This window comes from Streptomyces sp. NPDC126510, from assembly GCF_040302345.1.
GTDB lineage: Bacteria > Actinomycetota > Actinomycetes > Streptomycetales > Streptomycetaceae > Streptomyces.
The window spans coordinates 1-8,091 of sequence record NZ_JBEORR010000080.1 but is presented as its reverse complement, the minus strand read 5'-3'; the positions used below and the strand labels follow the sequence as shown (position 1 = coordinate 8,091).

Genomic DNA, 8,091 nt, shown 5'->3' with positions numbered 1-8,091 from the left:
CACGACGGCACCGACCCAGGTCTCCGGCCGCGTCGAACTCACCCCCATCCAGCGCTGGTTCCTCGACGAGCACACCGTCAACCCCGACCACTACGGCATGTCCGCCCAGGTGGAGCTGGCCCCGAACACCGATACGGCGCTGCTGGAGCGGGCGCTCGGTGCGGTCGTCGCCCACCACGACGCGCTGCGGATGCGGTACACCCGCGACGGCGACAACTGGGTTCAGGAGTACGGCGCCGGTGACGCCGGCGCGCAGCGGCTGACCGTACGGGACCTGTCCGCGCTGGCCGACGACGAGCGGGACGCCGCCCTGCACGAGGCGGCACTCGCCGCGCAACGCTCCCTCGACCTGGCGAGCGGCACCGTGGTCAAGGGCGTGGTGTTCCGCCTCGGCCCGTCGCGGCTGCCGCGTCTGTTCCTGGCGGTGCACCACCTGGTGATGGACGGGGTGTCCTGGCGGATCGTGCTGGAGGACCTGTCCACCGCCTACGCGCAGCTCACCGAGGGCCGCGCCGTGGACCTCATCCCCAAGACCAGCAGCTACCAGCAGTGGGCAGAGCGCTTGGCCGCGCACGTCCGCTCCGGCGCCCTCGACCACGAACTCGACCACTGGCGGGACACGGTCGCCGCCGTCCGCCCGCTGCCGCGTGACGGAGCCGGCGACGACGCCAACACCTTCGGCGCCGCGGCGGTCACCTCCGTACGGCTGGACCGCGCCGAGACGGAGGCGCTGCTGCAGCGGGTTCCCGCCGCGTACCGCACGCGGATCAACGACGTACTGCTGACCGCGCTCGGTCGCATCTTGGGCGACCTGGCGGGTGCGCCGGTCACGATCGCCCTCGAGGGCCACGGCCGCGAGGAGTTGTTCGACGACGTCGACCTGTCCCGTACGGTCGGCTGGTTCACCACCATCCACCCTGTCACGTTGGACGTCCCGGAGGGTGACTGGGGGCAGGCCCTGAAGTCGGTGAAAGAACGACTACGGGCGGTCCCGGGCCACGGCATCGGCTACGGGGCGCTGCGTCACCTGTCGGAGCCGGACAGCCCCGCGCACACCTCCCTCGCGGCCGCCCCGCAGCCCGAGATCAGCTTCAACTACCTCGGTCAGTGGGACGGTGCCACCGGTGACGGTGGCCTGGTGCGCGCCCGCCTGGCGGCGCTCGGCGCCGACCAGGCGCCCGAGCAGCCCCGGCCCCACGTCATCGACATCGTGGCGGCCGTCGGCGACGGCGAACTGCGCGTCGACTGGATCCATGCTCCCGCAGCGCACCGCACCACGACCGTGCGGCAGCTCGCTGAGGCGTTCCTCGCTGCGCTGCGCGGCGTGGCGGAGCACTGCCTGCGGCCGGGGAACGGCGGCGCGACGCCGTCCGACTTCCCGCTCGCCGGGCTCGACCAGGCGGCCGTGGACCGGATCGCCGGCGACGGCCGGGACGTCGAGGACATCCACCCGCTCACCCCGCTGCAGAGCGGCATGCTCTTCCACACGCTGTCCGACCCAGGCGCGTACGCGGAGCAGATGTCCTTCGAGGTCGACGGCGTGAGCGACCCGGCGCTGCTCGCCCGCGCCTGGCAGACGGTGGCCGACCGCGTCGGCGTGCTGCGCGCCTCGCTGGAGTGGCGGGACGTCGAGCGCCCGCTGATGGTGGTCCACCGCCGGGCGGAGCTGCCCGTCACCCACCTCGACTGGCGTGCCCTGCCGGCCGCCGAGCGGGACGAGGCGGTGCGCCGTCTCCTTGCCAAGGACCGCTCCCGGCCGATCGATCTGACCACCGCTCCGCTGATGCGGCTCACCCTCGTGCGGTTGTCGGACACGTCGGTGCGACTGGTGTGCGCCTTCCACCACATCCTGCTGGACGGCTGGTCCGCGTTCGACGTCCTTACGCAGACCTACATGGCGTACGCGGACCTGGCGGCCGGACGGGAGCCCGAGCTGCCCGCGCGCCGGCCGTTCGGCGCGTACGTGGAGTGGCTCGAGCGGCAGGACCTGGCGGGGGCGGAGGCGTACTGGCGGGAGATCCTCGCCGGTTTCCGGGCACCGACGCCGCTTCCCGTCGTCCGGCACTGCGCACCCGGCCACCGTACGGGCGCCACCGCGCGGATCGCCCGCCGCCTGTCGCCGGAGGTCTCCCGCGAGCTGTTCGACTTCGCCCGTCGGCACCGGCTCACCGTGAACACCGTGCTCCAGGGTGCCTGGGCGCTGCTGCTCGCCCGGCACGCCTGCGTCGACGACGTCGTGTTCGGCGCCACCGTCTCAGGCCGACCCGCAGAGCTGCCGGGCGCGGAGTCGATGGTCGGCATGCTGATCAACACGCTGCCGGTCCGGGTCCGCGTCGAGGGGACCGCGCCGGTCACCGACTGGCTGGCACAGGTGCAGCGGGCCCAGGTCGAGGCACGCCAGTACGAGTACGTGCCGCTGCCGCGCGTCCAGGCGTGCGGCGACGTGGAGGGCGGAGAGGAGCTGTTCCGCACCCTGGTCGTCTTCGAGAACTATCCGATGGACGACGAGGCCGCCGCCGCCCACGGGCTGCGCGTCCGCGGCCTGACCGGCACCGAGGCGACCAACTATCCGCTGAACCTCATCGCCTACGGCGGCGACGAGCTGGCCTACACCCTCGCGTACGACGCGGAGTTGTACGACGGGGACACCGCGGCCCGGCTGTGCGGCCACCTGGAGGCCCTGCTGACCGCACTCCCCGCCGCCGGCGAGGCCGCGTCGCCGGTGGCCGGGGTGCCGATGCTCACGGCCGCGGAGGCCGAACTGACCGTACGGGCCTGGAACGACACGGCCCGGGACCTGCCGGAGGCGTCCCTTCCGGAGCTGTTCGCCGCCCGGGCCGCCGCGCACCCCGGCGCCGTCGCCCTGGTGTACGGGGACGAGGAGGTGACGTACGGGGAGTTGAACGAACGGGCCAACCGGCTCGCCCACCACCTGATCGCGCTCGGCGCCGGCCCCGGCACCTTCGTCGGCCTGTGCCTGGAGCGCGGCGCGCACGCGATCACCGCGCTGCTCGCCGTCCTGAAGGCCGGCGCCGCGTACATACCGCTGGACCTGGGCTACCCGGCCGACCGCCTCACCTACATGATCGGCGACGCCGGGGTGGAGCTGCTGCTCACCGAGGAGGGGACGCGCGACCGGCTGCCGCCCTCCGCCGCCCGGACCGTCGACCTGGACCGGGACGCACCGGCGGTCACAGCACGGCCGACGGCGGCGCCCGCGCCGGGCCCGGGCCCCGAGGACGTCGCTTACGTGATGTACACCTCCGGCTCGACCGGCACACCGAAGGGCGTTCTCACCCCGCACCGGGCCGTCGTCCGGCTGGTGCACGAGGCGGCGTACACGGACGTCGGCCCGGGCGACACGGTCGCGCAGTTCGCCTCGCTGTCCTTCGACGCGTCGACGTTCGAGGTATGGGCGGCCCTCCTGCGCGGGGCGCGGCTCGCGGTGCACCCGCAGGGGCTGTCCACGACGGCGGAGTTGGGCCGGTTCCTCAAGGAGCGCGGCGTCACGCACCTGTGGCTCACCGCGGGTCTGTTCCACCAGGTCGCCGACGACGACAACGGCGCGTTCGCGGGGCTGCGGCAGCTCGTCGCGGGCGGTGATCGGCTCTCCCCGGAGCACTGCACCCGTGTCCTGGACGCCCACCCCGCGCTGCGGCTCACCAACGGGTACGGCCCCACGGAGGCCACCACGTTCACCACGACGCACGACCTGCGCGGCTCGCTGGGCGGCGGCTCGGTGGACGGCGGTGCCCCGGGCGCGGGTTCCGTGCCGCTGGGCTCGCCGCTGCACAACACCCGGGTGTACGTGCTGACCGAGGAGTTCGCCCCCGCGCCGATCGGTGTACCGGGCGAGCTGTACATCGCCGGCGACGGTCTGGCCCACGGCTACCTGGGGCGGCCGGGACTGTCGGCCGAACGGTTCGTCGCCGACCCGTTCGGCGCCCCCGGTACCCGGATGTACCGGTCCGGGGACCTGGTGGCGTGGCGGGCGGACGGGACCCTGGAGTTCCTCGGCCGTACCGACGGACAGGTCAAGATCCGCGGGTTCCGGGTCGAGACGGGCGAGGTGGAGGCCGCGCTTGTGACCCATCCGGCGGTCGCCGACGCGGCTGTCGTCCCGCACACCGACCCGGCCTCGGGCCGTACCACCCTGGTCGGCCACGTGGTCCCGGCCGGCGGGACAGCGGTGCCTGGCGCGGCCGAACTGCGCGCGCACCTGGCGTCGTCGTTGCCCGACCACATGATCCCGGCGGTGTTCACCACACTGGAGGCGCTGCCGCTGACCGCCAACGGCAAGGTCGACCGCAGGGCGCTGCCCGCGCCGGAGCAGCGCCTCGCCGCCGGCACAAAGTACGAGGCCCCGGCGACGCCCACCGAGGAGCTCGTCGCCGAAGTGTGGCGGGAACTGCTCGGCGCCGAACGGGTCGGGGTCCACGACGACTTCTTCGAGCTCGGCGGCGACTCGCTGCTCGCCCTGCGCACGGTGTCGCGGATCAACGCCCTGTTCGGCACCGATCTGTCACCGCGCGCCCTCTTCGAGAGGCCGACGGTCGCCGAGACCGCCGCCGACGTCGAGGAGCTGGTCCTGACGGAGCTGGAAGCCGCCGCCGGGACGTCCTGAGCCACCTGCCCTTCCCCCACCCTTCACCCCTCACGCGGAAAGGTCCCACCATGTCCAACCCCTTCGAGAAATCCGACCGTTCGTACGACGTCCTCGTGAACGAGGAGGGCCAGCACTCGCTGTGGCCGACCGGCACGGCCGTTCCGGCCGGCTGGGAGGTCGTCCTCGCCGACCGGCCCCGTGAGGAGTGCCTGGCGTACGTCGAGACGAACTGGACCGACATGCGGCCGCGCAGTCTGCGCGCCTCCGCCGCCTGAGCCGGGCCACCTCTTCCCAGCCACCCGCTCCCGGCCGCCACCCCGGCCACAGTCGCCGCCCGACAACGGCGGCCGCCCGTCCGCCCCCGCCACCCCCTCCGGCGGGGGCCGGTCGGGCCGCCTTCTCGACCTGCTGACCAGCAATCCCCTGGGGGATACCGCCCATGAACACGCCGTCTTCCCGCGCGGACCGGATAGCCGCCCTTCCCGAACGACTCCGCGAGGCGCTCGCCCAGCGGCTGGCGGGCCAGGGCGGGGCTGCCGCGGCCGCCGCGCCGCTGGTCCCGGCGGTGCCGCGCGGCGGTGAGCTGCGCCTGTCCTTCGGCCAGCAGCGCCTGTGGTTTCTGGAGGACTTCGCCCCCGGCGGGGCCGACTACCACTCGGCGCTGCCGGTACGGATCAGCGGGCTCCTCGACCCGGAGGCACTGCGCGGTGCCGTCCGCGACCTGGTGGCCCGCCACGAGGCGCTGCGGACGACCTTCGACTCCCGCGACGGCCGGGGCGTGCAGGTCGTCCACGACCGGCTCGACCCCGACTGGGTGACCGCCGACGCCGCCGACGAGGACGCCGCGCGGGAGGCCGTGCGGGCGGAGACGTCCCGCCCCTATGACCTGAAGTCCGGCCCTCTCGTCCGCGTGCTGCTGGTGCGCCTCGCCGAGGACGAGCACATCCTCGTTCTGGGGATGCACCACATCGTCACGGACGGCTGGTCCATGGGCGTCGTCGCTCGCGAGCTGGGCGAGTTGTACGCGGCCCGCACCGGGGGCCGCGAGCCCGACCTGCCGGAAGTCACCGTCCAGTACCCGGACTTCGCCGCTTGGCAGCGCGCCCGACTGGAGGACGGCGGACTGCTGGAGGCACAGCTCGACTGGTGGCGCGATCACCTGAGGGGCATCGCCCCGCTGGATCTGCCCTCCGACTTCCCGCGGCCCGCCGTGCGCTCGTCGGCCGGCGCGGTGTACGGCTTCGAGCTGCCCGCCGACACGGTCGCAGGGCTGAAGGAGCTGGCCCGTGAGCGGGACGCGACGCTGTTCATGGTGTTGACGGCCGCGGTGAAGGCGGTCTTCGCCCGCTGGTCCGGCCAGGAGGACATCGCCGTCGGCACATCCTCCGCGGCGCGCGGGCACCAGGAACTGGAGCAACTGGTCGGCTTCCTGGTCAACACGGTCGTGCTGCGCACCCAGGTGGAGCCGGAGCTGACGTTCGCGGAGTTACTGGGGCGCGTGAAGGACACCGTCCTGGACGCGTTCGCCCACCAGGAGGTGCCGTTCGACAAGCTCGTCGAGGCCGTGCAGCCGGAGCGCGACCCAAGCCGGACGGCGCTGGTGCAGGCCATGGTCGTCCTGCAGAACACCCCCGCCGACACCGTGGCCCTGCGGGGCACGACCGTCTCCCCGTACCCGCTCGAACGCCACGCCTCGCTGTTCGACCTCACCCTCGAGTTCGAGGAACGGGACGGGCGCCTGCACGGCCTGGTCGAGTACAGCACCGAGCTCTTCGACGAGCGTACGGTGGCCCGGCTGACCGGCCACCTCGGCGTGCTGCTGGCCGGTGCGCTGGCCGACCCCGACCGGCCCGTGGCGGCACTGCCGCTGCTCACCGACGACGAGCGCCGACAGGTCGCCGTCGAGTGGAACGCCACCCGGCTGCCGACGGGCGACGGCCCCCTGATCCACGAAAGGCTGGCGGCCCAGGCAGCGCGTACCCCCGATGCGGTCGCCGTGATCGCCGAGGACACCACGCTCACCCACCGGGAGCTGAGCGAGCGTGCCAACCAGCTCGCCCACCACCTGATCGCGCTCGGCGCCGGCCCCGGCTCCCTGGTGGGCCTCAGCGTGGAGCGCGGCTCCGCCATGGCGGTCGGCCTGCTTGGAATCCTGCGCGCGGGCGCCGCGTACGTGCCGCTCGACCCGGGTTTCCCGGCCGACCGCCTCGCGTACATGCTGGCGGACTCGGGGGCCCGGATCGTCGTCGGACAGTCGGCGGTGCGAGACCGCCTGCCTGCCGGGCAGGGGGTGCGGGTCGTGGACCTGGACGCGGAATGGGACGCCATCGGGCGGCTGCCCACCACCACGCCGCGTACCGCCGTCGGCGCGACAGATCTGGCGTACGTCATTTACACCTCCGGGTCGACCGGCGAGCCCAAGGGTGTCGCCGTCGAGCACCGCAACGTCCGGCACATCCTCACGGCCTGGGACGAGCGGTACGGGCTGGAGGGACTGAAGCCGCGTTTCCTGTCGGTGTCCAGCCTCTCCGTCGACCTGTTCTTCGCGGACCTGATCCGCTCCCTCCCCTTCGGCGGGGCGCTGATCATCGCGTCGAAGGACGTCACCACCGAGCCGTCGGCGCTCCTCGACCTGATCGCCAAGACGGACGCGACGGGCCTGGAGATCGTGCCGTCGCTGCTCAACGCCGTCGTCCAGGAAGTCGACCGCCGTGGTGGGGCGTTCCCGCCGCTCCGGCTGATCTCCGTCGGCTCCGAGGGCTGGCGCGTCGAGGACTGCCGTGCCCTGCTGCACCGCATCCGGCACGACTGCGTCGTCGTCAACGCGTACGGCGGCACGGAGGCGACCGTCGACTCGACGGTCTTCGTCCCGACAGAGGAGAGCCTTCGCGGCCGTGTGTACGTGCCGATCGGCCGCCCATTGCCCAACACGCGCGTGTACGTCCTCGACGCGCACGGCAACCTCGTCCCGCCGGGCGTGCCGGGCGAGATCTGGATCGGTGGCGACGGTGTCGCGCGCGGCTATCACGGGCGGCCCGAGCAGACCGCCGAGCGGTTCGTCGACAGCCCCTTCGTGCCGGGTGACCGGCTGTACCGCACCGGCGACCGGGCGCGCATGCTGGCCGCCGGGGATCTGGAGTTCCTGGGCCGCGCCGACGACCAGGTGAAGATCCGGGGCTTCCGCATCGAGCTGGGCGAGGTGGAGAGCGCCCTGCTGACCCACCCGAACGTGCGGGACGCGGTGGTGCTGGCCTGGCAGGACGCCACCGGCCGGAGACGTCTGGTGGCGTACACCGTAGGCGCGGGAGCAGGGACGTCCGACCTGCGGGCCCACCTGTCGGGACTGCTGCCGGACTACATGGTGCCCGCCGTCTTCATCGGCCTCGACCGGCTGCCGCTCACCCCCAGCGGCAAGGTCGACCGCCGCTCCCTGCCCACGCCGGACCTGTCCGCGGTGCGCGCCGGTTCCGACTACACCGCCCCCC

3 protein-coding genes are annotated in these 8,091 nt (G+C 73.5%); all 3 read left to right on the top strand.

Annotated elements, in window-relative coordinates; translation table 11 throughout:
- A partial coding sequence (locus ABTX60_RS42790) for a non-ribosomal peptide synthetase (RefSeq protein WP_352102016.1) occupies positions 1–4,624 on the top strand: 4,624 nt, incomplete at its 5' end.
- A 50-nt stretch (positions 4,625–4,674) separates the two neighbouring features.
- Complete coding sequence (locus ABTX60_RS42785; RefSeq protein ID WP_352102015.1) at positions 4,675–4,881, top strand: MbtH family protein; 207 nt, start codon at positions 4,675–4,677, stop codon at positions 4,879–4,881.
- Between the two features lie 164 nt (positions 4,882–5,045).
- Positions 5,046–8,091, top strand: a 3,046-nt coding sequence (locus ABTX60_RS42780; protein WP_352102014.1) for a non-ribosomal peptide synthetase, incomplete at its 3' end; no start/stop codon positions are given.